Source organism: Mycobacterium sp. NGS51 (assembly GCF_059812525.1).
On sequence record NZ_JCALCV010000005.1, the window covers coordinates 208004 to 226578 of the forward strand.

Genomic DNA, 18575 nt, shown 5'->3' on the forward strand with positions numbered 1-18575 from the left:
AGACGGGTCTACCGACAGTCACGGCCAGATCAGCGATTTGTCGTACGCCTGTGCCAATAGTGAGGGGTCAAGATGGAAGCCTGGGACGCGATCTGCGCCCGACGCAATGTGCGGCAGTACACGCAGCAGCCGGTGTCCGACGACAACCTGAACCGCATCGTCGAGGCCGGCTGGCGGGCGCCGTCGGCGAAGAACCGCCAGCCGTAGGACTTCGTCGTCGTCACCGATCGGGCTCAGCTGCAGGACCTTTCCACGGTGTGGCAGGGCGCCGGACATATCGCCTCGGCCGCGGCGGCCATTGCCTTGGTGATACCGGTTCCGCCGAATGACCGCCGCACGGTGACCGATCAGTACGACGTGGGTCAGGCCACGATGGCGATGATGATCGCGGCCACCGACCTGGGCATCGGCACCGGCCATTCGTCGGTCGGGGACCAGGACAGGGCGCGCGCCATCCTCGGGGTGCCCGACGATCACCTGGTGGCCTACTTGCTGGGCGTCGGCTATCCCGCCGATCGCGCGATTCGGCCGATCCGCAAACCGAATCGGCGGCCGTTTTCTGAGGTGGTCCACCGCGGACGCTGGTGAATCTTGAACGGTGTATGAGGGACTCCTAAATCCTGGCTAACTGCCCACGCAGAGCCGCTACCCTCGCACGATGACTTTCGGGGGACCGCAACCTGGCTACGGAATGCCGGCTATCGGCCCGCGCCCGCCGGCGCCACGCCGATGGCGATGGCTGGTCGTTGCGGGGCTCGGGGTGCTCGTCGGCGTTGCTGTCGGGGCGATGATCCCGATAGTCAGCAGCCATCAAGCGCACGGCTACCGCGTGGGTGACTGCGTGGTGGTGGAGCCGACGTCCGGCGGCGAGCTGCACACCACCCGCACCGGCTGCGATACCGACCCCAGTTTCACCGTGGCCAAGTTGGCCGACCGGGCAGGCGACTGCGCTGCCAACGGATACGACCGGTTCCGCCCACCCATCGCCGACACAGCTACCGCCAAATTGTGCCTGGTGCCCAACCTGGTCGCGGGCCACTGCTACCGCCTCGGGACAGCGGTCGGCGTCTGGGACTTGAGCAATTGCGCTGACCGCGGACCGACGACGATCAAGGTGAGCAGCCGACTCGAAACCGACAACGCTCAAGCCTGTTCGTCGGACGGTTACCTGCCCGCGCGGACCTATCCATCTCCACCACGGACCTACTGCCTGGCCGGCATCACGTAACTCGGCCTATAGGCTGAGTGCGATGCACCAGCACAAGGGCGACTACGGCATCGACGGATCGTTCAAGACGGTATCGGCGCGCGGACAGGCGATCGGCGTCGGCGTCCAGGCCGCAGCGCTACTGGGATGGGCTGCGATCAACTGGCGGCGCGGTAAGCGGCTGACGGCAGCGTTGGCCGCGACGGGCGGTGCCGGAATCATCGCCAGCGCAGCGCTTTATCTCTACGCCACCCGGGCCGGCAAGTTTCAAGCCTGGGACCGGATCCTGGACGGCTTGCGGCTGCGCGGCGACGAGACGGTGCTGGACATGGGCTGCGGCCGCGGTGCAGTGTTACTGGCCACCGCCAAGCGACTGCCCCGCGGCCGGGCGATCGGCATCGACCTGTGGCGCGCCGACCAGACCGACAACTCGCCGTCGGCCACGCTGAAAAACGCCGACCTGGAGAACGTCGGCGACCGCATCGAAGTGCGTACCGCCGACATGACCGCATTGCCGTTCGACGACAACAGTTTCGACGTGATCGTGAGCAGCCTGGCGATTCACAACCTCCCCACCCGCGATGGCCGGCGACAGGCGCTGCGCGAGGCGACACGAGTGCTGCGGCCCGGCGGGCGTCTCGCGATCGCCGACCTCTGGGAAACCCGCCACCACGCCGCGCAGCTCCGCGACCTGGGCTGGCAGGAGGTGCAACACCGCAACGTGGGATGGCGGATGTGGTATGGCGGACCGTGGACGTCCACGCGCTTGGTGACGGCGACCAAGCCAGTCTCGATACCATAGGCACCATGCGCGTTCGGCGATTCGGTGAGCTCGAGGCCGCGGTCATGGACCGGGTGTGGAATCGCGGCCAGCAGAGCACGGTCCGCGAGATCTTCGATGACCTGGCGCGCGACCGCGAGATCGCCTACACCACCGTGATGTCGACCATGGACAACCTGCACCGCAAGGGCTGGCTGCAGCGGGAACGCGCGGGCAAGGCTTTCCGCTACTGGCCGACGATGACCCGCGAGGAACACTCGGCGGCACTGATGCGCGACGCGTTCGACACCGGCGGCGACTCCGACCTGGTGCTGGCCGCCTTCATCAACCAGATGGATGAGAAGGAGTCGACGCGGGTGCGTGCCGCGTTGCGTCGCCTCATCGACGAAGGCCAGCAATGAACGCGACCGCGGTGATCCTGCTGTATGCGGCCGCGTTGACCTGGCTGGGGCCGCCGATGCTGCGACGGGTCACCGCCGGCGGTATTCACCCTCGTCTCGGTGTGGCGGCGTGGCTGACGGCGGTGGTCGGCGCGGTTGCGGCGTGGTTCGCCGCGTTGGGCGTCCTACTCGTCGATGCGGTCGCCAGTATGTGGCACCACTCGGCATTGATGTTGTGTCTCAAAGTACTTGGCTTCGCCGGTCATATCGGGGTGCCGCAGCCGATCGGCTCGGCGTTGGCGTTGGGTCTGCTTGTCACGGGCCTGGTCGTCACGCCGGTCGTTGCCCTCAACGTGGTGCGCCGGCTGCGACGGATGCGCTCGCGCAGCCGCCGACACGCGCTGACCGCACGGATGATCGGCCGGAGAACCGACCTGCCGGGCGTGGTAGTCGTCCCGGGCGAGGAAGCCGCGGCCTATTGTGTGGCCGGCCGCCCGCCTGCCGTCGTCGTCACCACCGCTGCCCGCGACCGGCTCGACGAGCCGCAACTCGCGGCGGTCCTTGCCCACGAAGCCGCCCACCTCACTGGCCGGCACCACGACGTGCTGATGGTGTTGCGGGCACTGGCCGCCGCCCTGCCGCGGCTACCGCTGTTTCCCGCCGCCGCCGACGGTGTGGCCGGGCTGCTGGAAATGTGCGCCGACGACATCGCGGTTCGCCGGCACGGCGCACTGCCGCTGCTGGGCGGACTGCTGGCTCTGGTGGGGCAGCCGCCGGTGGCGTCGGCTGCGCTCGGCGCCGCCGATTCGGCGGTGGTGGCCCGCGCGGAACGCCTGGCGCTCCCGGCGCCTGGCCGCATCCGTTGGCGTGACCGGCTGATCCTGACGTCGGTCATCGGCCTGTGGGCCGCTGCGCCGATGACGGTGCTGCTCACCTGCCATCTGTGACCGGTTCGCGGCGCCGTGTGCGCCAGACCGTCGCCGCGATCCCGGCGGCCACCAGCGCGGCACCCACACCCAACAACGGCCACACGCCCAGCCCTTCGACCTGGTGGGCCAGCCAGCCCTGAACACCGGCGGCGGTGTTGATGATCGGGTCGTCCGGGCCGGCGTTGGTGAAGTACAACCGGATTTCGTAATAGCCGTAGTAGGCGACATAGAGGCCGGTCAGCAACACGATCACGCCGACGATGCGATTCACGTATGGCAGCACGCGGCGGAACGCCGCGGTGGCCGACGAGCCGGCCAGCGCCACCGTCAGCGCGGCAACGCCGACCGTGATGGTCATCCCGGCCGCGTATGCAACGAAGGCCAGCACCCCGGAGAGTATCGAGCCCTGTTTGAAGGTGGTGCTGATGACCGCGAGAAACGGTGCGACAGTGCAGGATAGCGAGGCGACGGCGTAGCCGAGGCCGTAGCCGTACATCGAACCCAGCCGGGCCGTCGGCGCCCCGCCCGCCAGCTTGGGCACCACCACGCTGATGTCTTTGCCGGCCAGCAACCAGACCGCCAGGCCGATCAGCAACACGCCGATCACCACGGTGCCAAACGGCAGATACTTTTCTGCCGAGGCGATCACCGGTGAGATCGCCAGGCCGAAGACCCCGAAGACGGTCAGGAATCCGGCGGACATCGCCACGGTGGCCAGCCCGGCCCGGGCCAGCGCCGCCGACCGAGAGGTCTCCTGGCTGCCGGCGATCACCAAGCCCAAATAGCCGGGCAGAAAGGCGAATCCGCACGGATTGAGAGCCGCCACCAGCCCGGCGGCCAACGCGAAACCCAGCGCCGCCGTGTCGATCATCGCTTGCTCAGCGCGCTAACGCGCTCGGACAGCTGAGATTCGGTCATCGTGCCCTTGACGACGTCGATGCTGCCGTCCGGCCGGACGAACGCGTATGCGGGTTGTTGCGTCACACCGAATTTGGTCCACACCGCCGAATTGGTATCGGCCAGTTGGGTGAACCCGTCGACGTGGTACTTGTCGACGAATTCCCGCATGGCGGATTCGTCGGCGCGCGCGGCCACTCCGACGAACGTCACAGTCGGATTCGCCGCGGCGACTTTGGCCACCGTCGGCGCCTCGCGCTGGCAGTTGGGACACCAGGGCGCCCAGAACCACAGCACCGCGGTCTTACCCAGCAGGGTTTCGCCGGAGAACTGCCGACCGTCGAGGGTGGTCGCGCTGAACTGCAGCTGATCCGGCACGCCGTGGGTTTCGCCGGATGTCGGCTTGGAACCGCACGCGCCCACGACGAGCATGGCAGCGATCAGCATGGCGATCAGGCGACGTGACATCGCGATTCCCTCCGGTCGAGTGCTATCCGTACTACCTACGTACGTAGATAGTAGATGATGGCTCGGGTGACCGGCGACTGCGGCATAAGGGCATGCTGGGGGACATGACCAGAAACGAGATCACCGAGCAGATCGTCGTCGCTCGCCTGGAGAAGGGCTTGACCTGGCAGGAGTTGGCTGACGCCATTGACCGGCCGGTGGCATGGACCACCTCGGCATTACTGGGTCAGCAGCCGATTCCCGCCGAGTCGGGCAAGGTTCTCGTTGAGATGCTGGGCCTGGACGAATCGGCGGTCGCGATGCTGGCTGCGCCGCCGATGCGCGGCGGGTTGCCGACGGCGGTGCCCACCGACCCGACCATCTACCGGTTCTACGAAGCCCTGCAGGTCTACGGGCCGGCGATCAAGGAACTGATTCACGAGCAGTTCGGCGACGGGATCATGAGCGCGATCAACTTCAGCGTCGACGTGCAGAAGAAAACGCATCCGTCCGGCGATCGGGTGGTGGTGACTTTTGATGGGAAATTCCTGCCCTACGACTGGGTTTCGGGCGAGGAGCGATGACCGACGCTCCGCTGAGGGCCGACCTGGTCCTGTCCGGTGGCGGTGTCAAGGGTATCGGGCTGGCCGGTGCCATCGTCGCGCTGATGGATGCCGGCTACCAGGTGCCGCGGGTGTCGGGGACGTCGGCCGGCTCGGTTGTCGGTGCGATCCTGGCCGCCGGTGCCGATCAACTGACTCCCGCCGACGTCAAGAACCTGGCGATGACGTTGCCCTACCGCAAGTTCCTGGATCCGGGCCCCATTGAAAAGATCCCGGTGCTCGGCCCAGCCTGGGGTCTGATCAGCGAAGAAGGAATCTACAAGGGCGATTTCGCCCACGACTGGATCCGCAGTCAGCTAAAGAGTCTGGGTGTCAACACGTTTGGCGATCTTGCCCTCGACGACGACACCTTGCCGCCTGAGCGGCGCTACCGGTTGGTGGTCACCGTCGCCGACGTCACCACCGGCCAGTTGGTGCGGCTGCCCTGGGACTATCGCCGGCTCTACGGGCTGGATCCCGACGAGCAACTGGTCGCCGATGCGGTCCGCGCCTCGATGTCGATTCCGTTCTTCTTCCACACCGTCAAACTCACCAGCGCGGAGGGTGTGACATCGACGCTCGTCGACGGGGGAGTGCTGTCGAACTTCCCGATCGACTCGTTCGACCGGCCGGACGGCAAGCCGCCACGTTGGCCCACCTTCGGGATCACCCTGCTGCCCAACCTGCCCCAGGACAACGCCAAGGTGATTCCCGCGTTGGCGCCGCTGCATTGGCTCGGCGGCGGCCCGACCCTGCTGGAAAGCCTGATCACCACGATGATCGTCGGCCGCGATCAGGCCTACCTCAACCAACCGTGGGTCAGCGCACGCGCCATTCGCGTGGACTCGACCGACGTCGGCTTCCTCGATTTCGACATTTCCGACACGCAGAAAGAAGAGCTTTACCAACGCGGTTACGACGCGGCAGCGGCATTTCTGTCCACCTGGAACTGGGCCGAATACCGCGAACGCTTCCGGCGATAAAGGAATCTCATGGCTGACGACCCGAAAAATGCGGATCTCATCCTCTCCGGCGGGGGTGTGAAATTCATCGGTCTGGTGGGCGCGATCGTCGCGCTGATGGACGCCGGATATTCGTTCCCCCGTGCGTCCGGCGTATCCGGCGGCTCGGTGGTCGCCGCGATCATTGCGGCTGCGTCCAAAGGCGATCAGCTGACCAGCGCGGAAGTCAAAGAGTTGGGACTGTCTGTGCCGCTGTCGAAATGGCGTGACGCGGCGCCGATCCCGTTCCTCGGGCCAGCCTGGGGCCTGGTACGTGACACCGGCCTGTACCGCGGCGACTTCGCTCATGACTGGATCCGCGGCGAGCTGAAGAACTTGGGCGTCAGCACGTTTGGCGATCTCGCCATCGACGACGACAATCTACTCGAGGAGCGGCGCTATCGGGCCGTGGTCACGGTCGCCGATCTGACGACCGGCCAGCTGGTGCGATTGCCCTGGGACTACAAGCGGGTCTACGGCCTGGATCCGGACGAACAGCCAGTCGCCGACGCGGTGCGCGCCTCGATGGCCATCCCGTTCTTCTACCGTCCGGTCGCCTTGACCAGCGCCACCGGGCTGACGTCCACTCTGGTCGACGGCGGCCTGCTGTCGACCTTCCCGATCGATTCGCTGGACCGCCCCGACGCCAAACGGCCGCGCTGGCCGACCTTCGGAATCACGGTGATTCCCAAGCTGTTCGAGGGCATCGAGAGTGCGATCCCCGCGCTCAGGCCGCTGCGGCGCCTGCTTGGACCGCCGTCGCTGCTGGAACATCTGATCACCACCATGCTGATCGGCCATGACCAAACCCACCTGAGCGAGCCGTGGGTCAGTGCCCGCACCATCCGGGTGGTCTCAACCGAGGTGAGCGCCTTGGACTTCGGCATCTCGCGAGGCCGCCTCGAACAGCAATACGATCGCGGCTACGCGGCAGTCCACGACTTCTTGTCGACCTGGGACTTTTCGGCCTACCTCGAGCGCTTCCGCCGATACCAAGGCGTTTAGCGCGTGCCAACGGACTACAGCCCGAACTCGGCTGCCATCCCGTCGATCCCGGCGCGAATGCCGGTCAGTGCATCCGCGCGAGTCCGCAACTTCGTCGCGGCGTGTGCTTTCTGATGCAACGTGGCGAACTCCCGGGCGGCCTCGACGGCGCGCTCAAGCACCACCTCCGGCAATACGATCTCGTCGACAAAGCCCGCCGCGACAGCGGTTTCGCCGAAGAACGTCTTGGCCAGCCCGGCGGCCTGTTGGTAGGCCGATGGCGTCAGGCGCAGCTTCATGATCTCCAACGCCGCATACGGAATCGTCATCCCGATCGCGACTTCGTTGGCCTGAATGTTGTACGCGGGGGCGGCCACTCGATGATCACCACTGGACAGCAGGAACGCGCCCATCGCGATGGCGTGGCCGGTGCAGGCCATCACCACCGGCTTGGGATAGGACAACAGCCGATGCGACAACTCGAAGCCGCCCTTGAGCATGTCGATCGCTGGCTGCGTCTCGCCCGACGTCAGGACTTTTAGATCGAAGCCGCCGCTGAACACCCGGTCGTTGCCGGCGATCACCACCGCGCCGACGTTGTCGCGGTCGGCGTTGTCGAGCGCCTCCTGCAGGGCTTGCTGCATGGCAGGCCCCAGCGCATTGACCTTGCCGTCGTCCATCGTGATGATCGCGATGGACTCGTCGTGGCGATAGCTGACTGGGCCGCTCATGGGAGTTGATTCAATCACGTCGCCCGTTAGCTCCGGTGCTTACCGGCCTCCGCTTTGGCCCGGTCCCACCGCAGATGCACGTCGGTGGGATCGTCGAGTTGGCGGGCCCGCCACCGGTCCCGGGTTTCCTCCGCCGCGCGATTGATGCGTTCGATCTCGCTGCGGAACACGTCGGGCCGAGGTTCGGTGCTGGCGTAGTGGAAGTACGTCAACAGCCCGCGCAGCAGTTCCAGCTTCTCCTTTTCCCGGCTGGCCAGGTCGTGCGTTGTCATCAGCTCGACCCGCCGCACCGGCGGCAGGGCATCCCAGTCGAGCACCACCTTGGTCTCGAACGGACGCCGCTTGCGCTGCCAGAACTTCCACGCCGGCCGCTCCTCGGGGCGGTCGTAGTAGGTCACCGTGCCCGCGAACCGCGGCTCGATGTCGTCGCCGAGTTTGGCCCGGTTGAGCACCGAGTCCCACACCACCCGCCATTCCTGATTCGGCGCCAGCGTCGCCAACTCCTCAGGCAGCTTCATCTCGACGACGTCGGTGTAGCCATCCGCGGTGTTCTCATAGGCGGCGACGGTGGGCGGGCGCGGAAACGCGAAGCGGATGTTGTAGGCCGCGGTCTTGCCGAAGTTACGGACGACAAGTTCGATCACATGCCAGTCGGCGCCGTGCGGCTCCATCGACATGCCGATGTGCGGCCGGGTCTGCTCGATCGACACCTCACGATTGCGCCGCACCTGCCGGTTGGCCCACAGCAGCGCGAACACCCCGACCGCCAGCACCGCCCAGCTGCCCAATGCCACCCAGGTGTTGGAGCCTGACCCGGTCACCTCATGCCAGCGGTCATGGAACCAGCCCATCGAAGACCTCCGCGTATGCCACCGTTGATCGGGGACCGAAAATTCGCTGATGCGATCTTAGAGTGCGCTCAGCCGCCCATCATCATTCGCCACTGGTCGAGATTGGCCGGGCGGTAGACGTAGTTGGAACGCTTGACTTCCGACAGCGACGCACTCGGTTCAGCCGAATACCAGTGGCCGGGAAACACCGTCGGGTCACCGGCGAGCCCGGCGAGCTGCCGCAGGCTGCGATACATCTCATCGGAGTCGCCGCCGGGGAAGTCGGTGCGCCCGCAGCCCTCCAGAAACAGCGTGTCCCCGGCGACCAGCCGGCCGTCGAGCAGAAAGCACTGGCTGCCCGGCGTGTGGCCGGGCGTGTGCAGCAACTCGATGTCGATATCGCCGACGCTGACCACATCGCCATGCTCATGCGCGGTCAGATCCGCCATGCTGATCCCGGTGACTCGCGAAACCCACTGCGCCTCATGGGTATTCACGTGTACGGGCACGCTGGTGCGCTCCAGCAACTCGGCGAGGCCCTTGAGTTCGAAACCCATCATCGAGCCGCCGACATGGTCGGGGTGGTGGTGGGTGACCAGCACCCCCGAGAGCCGCATGCCGTCGGCTTCGAGCGCGTCGAGCAGATCCCCGGCGGCGTAGGCCGGGTCGACGACTACCGCGTCGCCGCTTTGACGATCGCCGATCAGATAGGCGAAGTTGCGCATCTGCGTCGCGAACATGTCGCCGGCGGCGAAGTCGCGCCCGGAGAGCAGTTGGCGGAAATACAGCCGGTCCGTGTCAGGCACCCGTCCAGCCTACGGCGCGGCCCGCCGCGCCTCGGCGGGCCTGCCTGAATGTTTGCCAGGATTTTGATGGTTCACGTTTCGCCAAACGGGTATCGTTGGTTAATGACGTTCCGCACGATCGAGATCGAGGTCGACAAAGCCCTCGTCGACGAGGTCATACGCAGATTTCATATGCACAGCACGCGGGAGGCGGTCAACCTCGCGCTGCGGACTCTGGTCGCCGGTGCCGACGCCTCCGAATCTTCGCTAGACGACGACGAGGTCGACGAATTCGGCAACCTGGACGCGCTGCGGCTGCACCGCTCCAGCGAGTCTGTGTGATTTGACCGGGCTTGTTGGCCGGGGTCCTTCCGGGGTTCCTGCGCGCCCTGTATCGCTGCCGGGCGGGTTTGGTCGGCCTGCGGCCCAGGCTGTACCCTCTTTTAGGCCGGAGGCCGACCCGAATGGTCGCTTCGGGCAAGGCCCCCTTAGCTCAGTCGGCAGAGCGTTTCCATGGTAAGGAAAAGGTCAACGGTTCGATTCCGTTAGGGGGCTCGGCGGACGCCGAGCAGGCAGGCGGCGCGTACCGAGGCGATGTAGCTCAGTCGGTTAGAGCGAACGACTCATAATCGTTAGGTCGCCGGTTCGAGTCCGGCCATCGCTACAGGACAACAACAAGACATGAGAAAGAGAAGCGGACGTGGCCTCCAGTACCGATGTACGGCCGAAGATCACTTTGGCGTGCGAGGTGTGCAAGCACCGCAACTACATCACCAAGAAGAATCGTCGCAACGACCCTGATCGACTCGAACTGAAGAAGTTCTGCCCCAACTGCGGCAAGCATCAGGCACACCGCGAGACGCGCTAGGTAGGCAGCCGTGGCGTTGGGTAAAAGCGTCGTCGGTGCGCACTATCGGTACCCCGACTATTACATGGTCGAGCGGGAGAAGATCCGGGAGTACGCCGTCGCCGTCAAGAACGACGACCCGTCCTACTTCGAGGAGAAGGCCGCCGCCGAGCTGGGTTACGACGGCCTGCTGTCACCGCTGACATTCATGTCGGTGTTCGGCTACAAGGCCCAAACGGCGTTTTTCGCTGACGCCAACATTGCGATCCACGACGAGCAGATCGTCCAGGTCGACCAGGTGCTGAAGTACCTGAAGCCGATCCAAGCGGGCGACAAGCTCTATTGCGACGTCTACGTGGACTCAGTGCGACAGGCGCACGGCGCCGACATCATCGTCACCAAAAACGTCGTCACCAATGACACGGGAGAGCTGGTGATGGAGACCTACACCACCTTGGCAGGTCGCGCCGGCGAAGAGGGAGAAGAGGGTTTCAGCAATGCCACGACGTGAGTTCAGCTCGGTGAAAGTCGGTGACCAGCTGCCCGAGAAGGTCTATCCGTTGACCCGGCAGGACCTGGTGAACTATGCCGGCGTCTCGGGCGACCTGAACCCGATCCACTGGGACGACGAGATCGCCAAGATGGTCGGCCTGGACACCGCGATCGCGCACGGCATGCTGACCATGGGCCTCGGCGGCGGCTACGTCAGCTCCTGGGTCGGCGACCCGGGCGCGGTGACCGAGTACAACGTGCGATTCACCGCGGTGGTGCCGGTGCCCAACGACGGCAAAGGCGCTGAGATCGTATTTACCGGCCGGGTCAAGTCCGTTGACGAGGACAGCAAGTCGGTGACGATCGCGATTACGGCCACCGCCGGCGGCAAGAAAATCTTTGGCCGGGCCGTCGCCTCGGCGAAGTTGGCGTAAGCATGCCGCTCAATACAGACATCCGGGGGATGATCTGGCGTTACCCGGACACCTATGAGGTAGGCCGCGAGCAGATCCGAAGTTTTGCCAGGGCCGTCAAGTGCGACGATCCGGCGTCCTTCGACGAGAAAGCGGCCGCCGAGCTTGGTTACGACAGCATCGTTGCTCCGCTGACCTTCCCGACGATCTTCGCCAAGCTGGTCCAGAACGACTTCATGCGCAGCGTCGATACCGGCTACGAGACGATGCAGATTGTGCAGGTCGACCAGAAGTTCATCTTTCACAAGCCGATCGTTGCCGGCGACGTGCTGCACGCCGAGATGGAGGTTCAGTCCGTCCACGAGCGGTTCGGCGCCGACATCGTGGTCACCAGGAACATCTGCACCAACGCCGCCGGCGAGATCGTGCTGGAGGCCTACACCACGATGATGGGTCACGAGGGCAACGACTCGGTCCAACTCAAGTGGGACATGGAGTCCGGCCAGATTGTCCGAACCGCGTGATTAGTACCTGAGACCGGCGTCGATGTACACTCGGACCTCGGGGTTTTCCCGTCACAAGCGCGCTTTCCGGTAGTCGACCAAGCGGAGGGCGCGCGTTCATGTGAAGCCCCGTGCGCGCAGGTTGGCCTGCCAACCGGCATAGGGGCGTAGCTCAACTGGCAGAGCAGCGGTCTCCAAAACCGCAGGTTGCAGGTTCAAGTCCTGTCGCCCCTGCTGACCATCGGATTCAGCGATGGTGGACACTGGAAGGTGACCACCCGAAGAAGCAAACAGAGGAGCATGCGGTGAGCGACGAGCGCGACGGTGCCGACGCAGCCGACGGCCGCACGGCGGTAGCGACCCGACCGCAGCGCCCCAGCGGCAAGCGGTCCCGCCAGCGGGCGGGGGACGTCGAGTCGTCAGCGGTCGAGCTCGGCAAGGACAGCGCCGAGGTCAAGAAGAAGAAGGCCAAGAAGACCAAGAAGTCGCAAAGCCCCAACCCATTCGCGTACGTCTACAACTACCTCAAGCAGGTTGTCGCCGAACTGCGCAAGGTGATCTGGCCCAACCGCAAGCAGATGATCACCTACACCTCGGTGGTGCTGGCCTTCCTGGTGTTCATGGTGGCGCTGATCGGCCTGGCCGATCTGGGTCTGGCCAAGCTCGTGCTGCTGGTGTTCGGCTGACGGACGCCCAGCGGGTTATAGAGAGGAACTGAGAGAACCGTGACTACCTCCGACGGCGACCAGCCCGTGGGTGAGACGGTCGACATCGAAGAGGCCTTGCAGGAGGCCACCGCCGAGTCCGGTCCGGACGCGGCGGCCGAGGCCGTCGCCCCCGAAGAGCCGGCCGAAGAGGTCGACCCGGCCGTCGCGCTGAAGGCCGAGCTGCGCACCAAACCCGGCGACTGGTATGTCATCCACTCCTACGCCGGATACGAGAACAAGGTCAAAGCCAACCTCGAGACCCGCGTGCAGAACCTCGACGTCGGCGACTACATCTTCCAGGTGGAAGTGCCCACCGAAGAGGTCACCGAGATCAAGAACGGTCAGCGCAAGCAGGTCAATCGCAAGGTGCTGCCGGGCTACATCCTGGTCCGCATGGACTTGACCGACGACTCGTGGTCCGCGGTGCGCAACACCCCGGGTGTCACCGGGTTCGTCGGCGCGACGTCACGTCCGTCGGCGCTTTCGCTGGACGACGTGGTGAAGTTCCTGCTGCCGCAGGGGCCGGCGAAGAAGCCGGCCAAGGGTGCGGCCGCCACCGCCGCCGCCGCCAGCGAGGGCGGGCTGGAACGACCGGTGATCGAGGTCGACTACGAGGTCGGCGAATCGGTCACGGTGATGGACGGGCCGTTCGCCACGCTGCCCGCCTCCATCAGCGAGGTCAATGCCGAACAACAGAAGCTCAAGGTGCTGGTGTCCATCTTCGGTCGCGAAACACCTGTGGAATTGACCTTTAACCAGGTCTCGAAGATCTAGCGTTAGCGCACGACGCCCGGCGACGATGCGGGCCGTCCGACGGCCCGAGGAGAAGCCGGGCAAATAGAAAGGAAGACCAACACCTCATGGCCCCGAAGAAGAAAGTCGTCGGGCTGATCAAGCTTCAGATCGAAGCCGGCCAGGCCAACCCCGCGCCGCCGGTCGGCCCCGCACTCGGCCAGCACGGCGTCAACATCATGGAGTTCTGCAAGGCGTACAACGCCGCGACAGAAAACCAGCGCGGCAACGTCATTCCGGTGGAGATCACCGTCTACGAGGACCGCAGCTTCACCTTTGCGCTCAAGACACCGCCCGCCGCCAAGCTGCTGCTCAAGGCCGCCAGCGTGGGCAAGGGCTCGGCCGAGCCGCACAAGACCAAGGTCGCCAAGGTGACCTGGGACCAGGTCCGCGAGATCGCCGAAACCAAGAAGGCCGACCTCAACGCCAACGACATCGAGGCCGGCGCCAAGATCATCGCCGGCACAGCCCGATCGATGGGCATCACGGTCGAATAATTCGGCCGGTGGGAGGGCCAGCTCCGGCCCGCTTTTCAACCACAACCAGGAATGGATAACCAATGAGCAAGAACAGCAAGGCATATCGCGCCGCCGCCGAGAAGGTGGACCGTTCGCGGCTGCACACACCGCTGGAGGCAGCCAAGCTGGCCAAGGAAACCTCGTCGACCAAGCAGGACGCGACCGTTGAGGTGGCCATCCGCCTCGGCGTCGACCCGCGCAAAGCCGACCAGATGGTCCGCGGCACCGTCAACCTGCCGCACGGCACCGGCAAGACCGCCCGGGTCGCGGTGTTCGCGGTCGGCGATAAGGCTGACGAGGCCACCGCCGCAGGCGCCGACGTGGTCGGCAGCGACGACCTGATCGAGAAGATCCAGGGTGGGTTCTTGGATTTCGACGCCGCGATCGCCACGCCAGACCAGATGGCCAAGGTCGGTCGGATCGCGCGGATCCTCGGGCCGCGTGGTCTGATGCCCAACCCCAAAACCGGCACCGTCACGCCCGACATCACCAAAGCCGTGAACGACATCAAGGGCGGCAAGATCAACTTCCGGGTGGACAAGCAAGCCAACCTGCACTTCGTGATCGGCAAGGCCTCGTTCGACGAGAAGAACCTGGCGGAGAACTACGGCGCCGCGCTCGACGAGGTGCTGCGGCACAAGCCGTCGTCGTCGAAGGGCCGTTACCTGAAGAAGATCACGGTCTCGACGACCACCGGCCCCGGCATTCCGGTCGACCCGGCGATCACCCGCAACTTCGCCGCGGAATAGTTTCCCTGGCGCGAGCAGACGCAGAATCGCACAAATGCCGCTCGGGTAATGCGATTCTCTGTCTGCTCGCCGCGCTTAGGTACCCCCGCATTCGGCGATCCGGCGGCGCAGAAACGCCCGTGCCGGCTCGGAGCCGGTGAACTCCAGCGCCTGACGGTAAAACCGCAGCGCCTCGGCGGCCTGCCCGTCGCGGCGAAGCAAATCGGCGCGAATCGGGGCCACCAGGCGGGTTAGTCGCGGATCGTCCTGGACAGCATCCAGCGCGGCTAAGCCGGCGGCGTAGCCGTCCCGAAAGCCCACGGCCAGCGCGCGATTGGCCCGCGCTACCGGTGAATCGGTGATCGCAAGCAACCGGTCGTAGGCCGCGCAGATCGTCGCCCAATCGGTGTGCTGCCAACTCGGCGCCGTGGCGTGCACGGCGGCGATCACCGCCTGCGGCAGATACGGCCCGGTCGATCCCTGCGCCAGCCGCAGCCGGTCCAGGCCGCGGGTGACACGGCCGCGGTCCCACCGACCACGGTCTTGTTCGTCCAGCGGCACCAGCGCCCCGGCGGTGTCGACCCGGGTCGCCCGACGCGAATCATGCAGCAGCACAAGGGCTGCCAATGCGTGAGCTTCCCGCTCATCAGGCATCAGGCTGCACAGCTCGCCCGCGAGCCGGACACCCTCGTCGCACAGCTCGTCGCGGATCGCCGACGGCCCTGCCGTCGACCAGTAACCTTCGGTGAACACCGAGTAGACGCACCCCAGCACATGCGGGGTGCGTTCGGGCAGCAGCTCGGCGGGCGGCACCCGTAACGGGATGTTGGCGTGCCGGATTTTGTTCTTGGCTCTGGTGATTCGCTGACCGACCGCGGCCTCGGTCTGCAGCAGCGCACGGCTGATCTCCGTCACGGTCAGCCCGGACACCAGCCGCAGTGTCAACGCCAGCTGCGAGGTTCGGTCAAGGGCGGGATGGGCGCAGGTGAACATCATCCGCAACTCGTCGTCGCGTACCGGGTGGACGTCCACCCGGTCGGTGCGCGCCCTGATCTCCTCGACCACCGCTGCCAATTCCTTTCCGGGACGCGAAGATTCGCGCCGTAGCCGATCGCGGGCGCGGTTGCGCGCCACCGTCAGCACCCATGCGCCGGGGTTATCTGGCACGCCGTCGCGTCGCCACGCCCGCAGCGCCTCGGCGAACGCCTCCTGGACGGCGTCTTCGGCGACGGTCAGGTCACCCGACCAACGGGCCAGCGCGGCCACCGCCGGGCCCCATTCCTGCCGGAAGACGCCGTCCAGGTCGGCCATGCGCTACAGGTGGGAGAGGCCGGCCAACTGACGCAACTGCACGGCCGAGGCGGGAATCATCTCGGCCAGTTTGACCGCCTCGTCCCGGTCGGCGGCCGACAGCAGGTAGAACCCGGTGGCGATTTCCGCGCCCTCGACGTACGGGCCATCCGTCAGTAACACCTGCCCGTCGCGCACCCGCACGGTCGTCGCCGTCGCAGGATCATGCAGCGCGGCGCCGCCGACGATGTGATCCCCCGCAGTAGCGGCGAATTCGCCGTGCCGCGCCGCCTCCTGCTGCCACTCCGGTGTGCCCGGCGCCGACACAGATGCCGCCGGTTCCAGCAGTAGCGCCAGCCACTGGGCGTCAGTACGCGACCACTCGGGATCGAACGCGTGATAGAGAGGCCGGACCTCTATTGTCCCCACCTTGGCGACCGGGATGGCGCGGGCCAATGTCAATGCCTCGTCGAGGTTCTCCGCTTCAAACACGTAGTAGCCGCAGGCCACTTCGGCGGATTCGGCGAACGGGCCGTCGGTGACAACTGGAGCGTCCGGGCCGCCGGTAATCCGCACCGCGGCCGCCGCCGGCGTCAGCGCGTCGCCACCGCGGAGTGCGGAGGCGGCGCCGGCTTGGAAGCTTTCGAATTCCGCCATCAGCGCGGCCCGCTCGTCGGGCGTGCGGTCTCGCTCCTGGCTGGTCAACAGAGCCAAGTACTGCATTGTGATCACCTCCGGTAGTGAGCGAAACCCCGTGTTTCACTCTCTACCTATTCGACGAACGAGGCGAGGCGAATCCGACAAGCCGCGATCGCCGCTTAGGCCGCCGCCGGCTTGAGATAGGTGACCAGGCTGACGTCCAGCGACTCGTCGGTGAAGTAGTACTCACAACCGCGCAGGTACTTCATGTAGCGCTGGTAGACCTCTTCGGACTGAATCTCGACGGCCTTGTCGTGGTGGGCCTCCAGTGCGTCGCCCCAGATCCGCAACGTCTTGATGTAAGAAGGCCGCAGCGAAAGCGGCTCGGGCACAACGAAACCAGCCTTCTCGCCATGCTCAACCATCATGTTGGTGGTCGGCAGCCGGCCGCCGGGGAAGATCTCGGTGAGGATGAATTTGATGAACCGCGCGGTCTCGAAGGTCAGCTTCTTGCCGCGGGCATGCAAGTCGTACGGGTGGTAGCTGACGCTGCTCTGCACGGTCATCCGGCCGTCGTCGGGCGTGATGTTGAAACAGTTCTTGAAAAACCGGTCGTAATTCTCGTGGCCGAAGTGCTCGAACGCCTCGATGGACACAATCCGGTCGACGGGATCGCTGAAGTCCTCCCAGCCGCGCAGCAGCACCTGGCGTGTGCGATTGGTGTCGATGCTGTCCAGCACCTGCTGAGCGCGGGCGCGCTGGTTCTTGGACAGCGTCAGGCCGATGACGTTGACGTCGTAGCGCTCCACGGCGCGCTTCATCGTGGTGCCCCAACCACAGCCGATGTCGAGCAGCGTCATGCCCGGCTTGAGATCCAACTGATCGAGGTTCAGGTCGACCTTCGCGATCTGGGCTTCCTCGAGCGTCATGTCGTCACGCTCGAAATAGGCGCTGCTGTAAGTCCGAGTCGGGTCCTGGAACAGGCCGAAGAAGTCGTCGGAGAGGTCGTAGTGCGCCTGGATGTCTTCGGGACGCGTTCGTATCTCTATCGGAGCGGCTGGCTTGTCAGGCATTGATGCTTGTCGCCTTTCTGGTGAACTAATTCCCGCGCAACTCATCGACTGGTGAGAGCACCATACCTGTCCTTCACCAGTGCGGGGCGACGACTGGCCTACTTCTCCAGCGTGAACTGATTGACGTCGATATACCCGGTGCGGAACCCCTTCGCGCAGCCGGTTAAGTAGTGCATGTAGCGGTTGTAGACCTCTTCGGACTGGATCTCGATGGCCTTGTCCTTGTTGCCCTCCAGCGCCGCGGCCCAATGGTCGAGCGTCTTGGCGTAGTGCGGCTGCAGCGACTGCCGGCGGGTCAGCGTGAAGCCACCCTTCGACGACCGGTCCTCGACCATCTCGATCGACGGCAGCCGACCGCCCGGGAAGATCTCGGTCATGATGAATTTCAGAAAGCGGGCCAGCTCGAAGGTCAGCGGGATCCCGCGCTCGACCATCTGCGGCCCGGTCAGGCCGGTGATCGTGTGCAGCAGCATCACCCCGTCGTCGGGAAGCGCGCCGTAGGCCATCTTGAAGAAGTCGTCATAGCGGTCGTGGCCGAAGTGCTCGAACGCTCCGATCGAGACGATCCGGTCGACCGGCTCCTCCCATTGCTCCCAGCCCTCCAACAGAATCCGCTTGGTGCGCGGGCTGTCCATCTCGTCAAGCGTCTTCTGCACGTGGGCGGCCTGGTTTTTCGACAACGTCAGGCCGACGACGTTCACGTCGTACTTCTCAATCGCGCGCCGCATGGTGGCGCCCCAGCCGCAGCCGACGTCGAGCAGCGTCATCCCGGGCTGCAAACCCAGCTTGCCCAGCGCCAGGTCGATCTTGGCGATCTGCGCTTCTTCCAGCGTCATATCGTCACGCTCGAAGTAGGCGCAGCTGTAGGTCTGGGTCGGGTCGAGGAAAAGCCGGAAGAAGTCGTCGGACAGATCGTAATGAGCTTGTACATCCTCAAAATGAGGCTTCAGCTTTTGCGCCATGGTGTGCGCCTTCCTGGTTTTACGACGTCTCCGCCTC

The 18575-nt window shown here is 65.4% G+C and carries 25 protein-coding genes, 3 tRNA genes and 1 pseudogene; 20 read left to right on the plus strand and 9 right to left on the minus strand.

Annotated elements, in window-relative coordinates:
* Nucleotides 1–72 precede the first annotated feature (72 nt).
* The 5 genes and pseudogenes from AC5Y5W_RS08835 (at nt 73) to AC5Y5W_RS08855 (ending at nt 3315) form a co-directional block, all read left to right on the plus strand.
* Nucleotides 73–588, plus strand: a pseudogene (locus AC5Y5W_RS08835) (nitroreductase family protein).
* Nucleotides 589–658: 70 nt separating this feature from the next.
* Nucleotides 659–1228 carry a hypothetical protein gene (locus tag AC5Y5W_RS08840; RefSeq protein WP_499895551.1) on the plus strand — a complete coding sequence of 190 codons (570 nt, stop codon included), beginning with the start codon at nt 659–661 and terminating at the stop codon, nt 1226–1228.
* A 22-nt stretch (nt 1229–1250) separates the two neighbouring features.
* On the plus strand, nt 1251–2009 hold the full coding sequence (locus AC5Y5W_RS08845) for a class I SAM-dependent methyltransferase (RefSeq protein WP_500009863.1): 759 nt from the start codon (nt 1251–1253) through the stop codon (nt 2007–2009).
* A gap of 5 nt (nt 2010–2014) precedes the next feature.
* Nucleotides 2015–2389 carry a BlaI/MecI/CopY family transcriptional regulator gene (locus AC5Y5W_RS08850; protein ID WP_500009862.1) on the plus strand — a complete coding sequence of 125 codons (375 nt, stop codon included), beginning with the start codon at nt 2015–2017 and terminating at the stop codon, nt 2387–2389.
* Nucleotides 2386–3315 carry a M56 family metallopeptidase gene (locus AC5Y5W_RS08855; protein WP_500009860.1) on the plus strand — a complete coding sequence of 310 codons (930 nt, stop codon included), beginning with the start codon at nt 2386–2388 and terminating at the stop codon, nt 3313–3315. Before AC5Y5W_RS08850 ends, AC5Y5W_RS08855 begins: the two co-directional genes overlap by 4 nt.
* On the opposite strand, the gene AC5Y5W_RS08860 is transcribed toward AC5Y5W_RS08855, so the two are convergent.
* The gene (locus AC5Y5W_RS08860) at nt 3299–4168 is read right to left on the minus strand and encodes a cytochrome c biogenesis CcdA family protein (RefSeq protein WP_500009858.1); all 870 of its coding nucleotides are present in this window, start codon (nt 4166–4168) and stop codon (nt 3299–3301) included. The genes AC5Y5W_RS08855 and AC5Y5W_RS08860 overlap by 17 nt on opposite strands.
* Nucleotides 4165–4662, minus strand: coding sequence for a protein disulfide oxidoreductase (locus AC5Y5W_RS08865; RefSeq protein ID WP_500009857.1), 498 nt, complete (start codon nt 4660–4662; stop codon nt 4165–4167). The genes AC5Y5W_RS08860 and AC5Y5W_RS08865 overlap by 4 nt, the downstream gene beginning before the upstream one ends.
* A 104-nt stretch (nt 4663–4766) precedes the next feature.
* On the opposite strand from AC5Y5W_RS08865, the gene cynS reads away from it, so the two are divergent.
* The 3 genes from cynS to AC5Y5W_RS08880 are packed head-to-tail and all read left to right on the plus strand — an operon-like array spanning nt 4767 to nt 7249.
* Complete coding sequence (gene cynS / locus AC5Y5W_RS08870; RefSeq protein ID WP_500009855.1) at nt 4767–5225, plus strand: cyanase; 459 nt, start codon at nt 4767–4769, stop codon at nt 5223–5225.
* Entirely contained in the window at nt 5222–6226 is a 1005-nt protein-coding gene (locus AC5Y5W_RS08875; RefSeq protein WP_500009854.1) for a patatin-like phospholipase family protein, read from the plus strand. The genes cynS and AC5Y5W_RS08875 overlap by 4 nt, the downstream gene beginning before the upstream one ends.
* Before the next feature lie 9 nt (nt 6227–6235).
* Nucleotides 6236–7249, plus strand: coding sequence for a patatin-like phospholipase family protein (locus AC5Y5W_RS08880; protein ID WP_500009852.1), 1014 nt, complete (start codon nt 6236–6238; stop codon nt 7247–7249).
* A gap of 14 nt (nt 7250–7263) precedes the next feature.
* On the opposite strand, the gene AC5Y5W_RS08885 is transcribed toward AC5Y5W_RS08880, so the two are convergent.
* The 3 genes from AC5Y5W_RS08885 to AC5Y5W_RS08895 form a co-directional block, all read right to left on the minus strand.
* Nucleotides 7264–7959, minus strand: coding sequence for a crotonase/enoyl-CoA hydratase family protein (locus AC5Y5W_RS08885; protein WP_500009850.1), 696 nt, complete (start codon nt 7957–7959; stop codon nt 7264–7266).
* A gap of 26 nt (nt 7960–7985) precedes the next feature.
* The gene (locus AC5Y5W_RS08890; RefSeq protein ID WP_500009849.1) at nt 7986–8810 is read right to left on the minus strand and encodes a DUF8453 domain-containing protein; all 825 of its coding nucleotides are present in this window, start codon (nt 8808–8810) and stop codon (nt 7986–7988) included.
* 68 nt (nt 8811–8878) lie between these two features.
* Complete coding sequence (locus tag AC5Y5W_RS08895) at nt 8879–9529, minus strand: MBL fold metallo-hydrolase (protein ID WP_499888823.1); 651 nt, start codon at nt 9527–9529, stop codon at nt 8879–8881.
* 168 nt (nt 9530–9697) lie between these two features.
* Here AC5Y5W_RS08895 and AC5Y5W_RS08900 point away from each other — a divergent pair, with 168 nt between their 5' ends.
* The 12 genes from AC5Y5W_RS08900 (at nt 9698) to rplA (ending at nt 14595) form a co-directional block, all read left to right on the plus strand.
* Entirely contained in the window at nt 9698–9916 is a 219-nt protein-coding gene (locus AC5Y5W_RS08900; protein WP_500009848.1) for a type II toxin-antitoxin system VapB family antitoxin, read from the plus strand.
* 140 nt (nt 9917–10056) lie between these two features.
* A tRNA-Thr gene (locus tag AC5Y5W_RS08905) sits at nt 10057–10129 on the plus strand.
* A gap of 35 nt (nt 10130–10164) precedes the next feature.
* Nucleotides 10165–10238, plus strand: a tRNA-Met gene (locus tag AC5Y5W_RS08910).
* Nucleotides 10239–10274: 36 nt separating this feature from the next.
* Nucleotides 10275–10442 (plus strand): 50S ribosomal protein L33, encoded by a 168-nt coding sequence (rpmG, locus tag AC5Y5W_RS08915; RefSeq protein WP_003898538.1) that lies wholly within the window; start codon nt 10275–10277, stop codon nt 10440–10442.
* A 10-nt stretch (nt 10443–10452) separates the two neighbouring features.
* Complete coding sequence (gene hadA / locus AC5Y5W_RS08920) at nt 10453–10932, plus strand: (3R)-hydroxyacyl-ACP dehydratase subunit HadA (RefSeq protein WP_500009847.1); 480 nt, start codon at nt 10453–10455, stop codon at nt 10930–10932.
* Nucleotides 10919–11347: a (3R)-hydroxyacyl-ACP dehydratase subunit HadB gene (gene hadB, locus AC5Y5W_RS08925; protein WP_500009846.1), complete on the plus strand. Its 429-nt coding sequence runs from the start codon at nt 10919–10921 to the stop codon at nt 11345–11347. Before hadA ends, hadB begins: the two co-directional genes overlap by 14 nt.
* Nucleotides 11348–11349: 2 nt before the next feature.
* The gene (gene hadC / locus AC5Y5W_RS08930) at nt 11350–11850 is read left to right on the plus strand and encodes a (3R)-hydroxyacyl-ACP dehydratase subunit HadC (protein ID WP_500009845.1); all 501 of its coding nucleotides are present in this window, start codon (nt 11350–11352) and stop codon (nt 11848–11850) included.
* Nucleotides 11851–11990: 140 nt separating this feature from the next.
* A tRNA-Trp gene (locus AC5Y5W_RS08935) sits at nt 11991–12063 on the plus strand.
* Nucleotides 12064–12134: 71 nt separating this feature from the next.
* Entirely contained in the window at nt 12135–12515 is a 381-nt protein-coding gene (gene secE, locus AC5Y5W_RS08940; RefSeq protein ID WP_499888440.1) for a preprotein translocase subunit SecE, read from the plus strand.
* 39 nt (nt 12516–12554) lie between these two features.
* Nucleotides 12555–13310 carry a transcription termination/antitermination protein NusG gene (gene nusG / locus AC5Y5W_RS08945; RefSeq protein WP_500009844.1) on the plus strand — a complete coding sequence of 252 codons (756 nt, stop codon included), beginning with the start codon at nt 12555–12557 and terminating at the stop codon, nt 13308–13310.
* An 86-nt stretch (nt 13311–13396) separates the two neighbouring features.
* Nucleotides 13397–13825: a 50S ribosomal protein L11 gene (gene rplK / locus AC5Y5W_RS08950; RefSeq protein ID WP_065013540.1), complete on the plus strand. Its 429-nt coding sequence runs from the start codon at nt 13397–13399 to the stop codon at nt 13823–13825.
* A gap of 62 nt (nt 13826–13887) precedes the next feature.
* Nucleotides 13888–14595 (plus strand): 50S ribosomal protein L1, encoded by a 708-nt coding sequence (rplA, locus tag AC5Y5W_RS08955; protein WP_499888434.1) that lies wholly within the window; start codon nt 13888–13890, stop codon nt 14593–14595.
* 75 nt (nt 14596–14670) lie between these two features.
* Here the strand turns inward: rplA and AC5Y5W_RS08960 are convergent, their stop codons facing one another.
* The 4 genes from AC5Y5W_RS08960 to mmaA2 all read right to left on the minus strand — a co-directional run bounded on the left by AC5Y5W_RS08960 (nt 14671) and on the right by mmaA2 (nt 18538).
* A complete protein-coding gene (locus tag AC5Y5W_RS08960) occupies nt 14671–15885 on the minus strand; it encodes an RNA polymerase sigma factor (protein ID WP_500009843.1) in 1215 nt (404 codons plus the stop codon).
* Between the two features lie 3 nt (nt 15886–15888).
* Entirely contained in the window at nt 15889–16587 is a 699-nt protein-coding gene (locus AC5Y5W_RS08965; protein ID WP_499888429.1) for a YciI family protein, read from the minus strand.
* A gap of 95 nt (nt 16588–16682) precedes the next feature.
* Complete coding sequence (gene mmaA4, locus AC5Y5W_RS08970) at nt 16683–17576, minus strand: hydroxymycolate synthase MmaA4 (protein WP_500009841.1); 894 nt, start codon at nt 17574–17576, stop codon at nt 16683–16685.
* A gap of 98 nt (nt 17577–17674) precedes the next feature.
* The gene (gene mmaA2 / locus AC5Y5W_RS08975) at nt 17675–18538 is read right to left on the minus strand and encodes a cyclopropane mycolic acid synthase MmaA2 (RefSeq protein ID WP_500009840.1); all 864 of its coding nucleotides are present in this window, start codon (nt 18536–18538) and stop codon (nt 17675–17677) included.
* Nucleotides 18539–18575: the final 37 nt, after the last annotated feature.

Excerpts from the sequence above, each read along its gene's own strand:
- AC5Y5W_RS08850 (WP_500009862.1), top strand. The coding sequence starts at position 2,015 with ATGCGCGTTCGGCGATTCGGTGAGCTCGAGGCCGCGGTCATGGACCGG.
- cynS (WP_500009855.1), top strand. The coding sequence starts at position 4,767 with ATGACCAGAAACGAGATCACCGAGCAGATCGTCGTCGCTCGCCTGGAG.
- AC5Y5W_RS08860 (WP_500009858.1), bottom strand. The coding sequence starts at position 4,168 with ATGATCGACACGGCGGCGCTGGGTTTCGCGTTGGCCGCCGGGCTGGTG.
- AC5Y5W_RS08855 (WP_500009860.1), top strand. The coding sequence starts at position 2,386 with ATGAACGCGACCGCGGTGATCCTGCTGTATGCGGCCGCGTTGACCTGG.
- AC5Y5W_RS08865 (WP_500009857.1), bottom strand. The coding sequence starts at position 4,662 with ATGTCACGTCGCCTGATCGCCATGCTGATCGCTGCCATGCTCGTCGTG.
- AC5Y5W_RS08875 (WP_500009854.1), top strand. The coding sequence starts at position 5,222 with ATGACCGACGCTCCGCTGAGGGCCGACCTGGTCCTGTCCGGTGGCGGT.
- AC5Y5W_RS08900 (WP_500009848.1), top strand. The coding sequence starts at position 9,698 with ATGACGTTCCGCACGATCGAGATCGAGGTCGACAAAGCCCTCGTCGAC.
- rplA (WP_499888434.1), top strand. The coding sequence starts at position 13,888 with ATGAGCAAGAACAGCAAGGCATATCGCGCCGCCGCCGAGAAGGTGGAC.
- hadB (WP_500009846.1), top strand. The coding sequence starts at position 10,919 with ATGCCACGACGTGAGTTCAGCTCGGTGAAAGTCGGTGACCAGCTGCCC.
- AC5Y5W_RS08885 (WP_500009850.1), bottom strand. The coding sequence starts at position 7,959 with ATGAGCGGCCCAGTCAGCTATCGCCACGACGAGTCCATCGCGATCATC.
- AC5Y5W_RS08840 (WP_499895551.1), top strand. The coding sequence starts at position 659 with ATGACTTTCGGGGGACCGCAACCTGGCTACGGAATGCCGGCTATCGGC.
- mmaA4 (WP_500009841.1), bottom strand. The coding sequence starts at position 17,576 with ATGCCTGACAAGCCAGCCGCTCCGATAGAGATACGAACGCGTCCCGAA.
- hadC (WP_500009845.1), top strand. The coding sequence starts at position 11,350 with ATGCCGCTCAATACAGACATCCGGGGGATGATCTGGCGTTACCCGGAC.
- mmaA2 (WP_500009840.1), bottom strand. The coding sequence starts at position 18,538 with ATGGCGCAAAAGCTGAAGCCTCATTTTGAGGATGTACAAGCTCATTAC.
- AC5Y5W_RS08845 (WP_500009863.1), top strand. The coding sequence starts at position 1,251 with ATGCACCAGCACAAGGGCGACTACGGCATCGACGGATCGTTCAAGACG.
- rplK (WP_065013540.1), top strand. The coding sequence starts at position 13,397 with ATGGCCCCGAAGAAGAAAGTCGTCGGGCTGATCAAGCTTCAGATCGAA.
- AC5Y5W_RS08965 (WP_499888429.1), bottom strand. The coding sequence starts at position 16,587 with ATGCAGTACTTGGCTCTGTTGACCAGCCAGGAGCGAGACCGCACGCCC.
- AC5Y5W_RS08960 (WP_500009843.1), bottom strand. The coding sequence starts at position 15,885 with ATGGCCGACCTGGACGGCGTCTTCCGGCAGGAATGGGGCCCGGCGGTG.
- AC5Y5W_RS08880 (WP_500009852.1), top strand. The coding sequence starts at position 6,236 with ATGGCTGACGACCCGAAAAATGCGGATCTCATCCTCTCCGGCGGGGGT.
- AC5Y5W_RS08890 (WP_500009849.1), bottom strand. The coding sequence starts at position 8,810 with ATGGGCTGGTTCCATGACCGCTGGCATGAGGTGACCGGGTCAGGCTCC.
- AC5Y5W_RS08895 (WP_499888823.1), bottom strand. The coding sequence starts at position 9,529 with ATGTTCGCGACGCAGATGCGCAACTTCGCCTATCTGATCGGCGATCGT.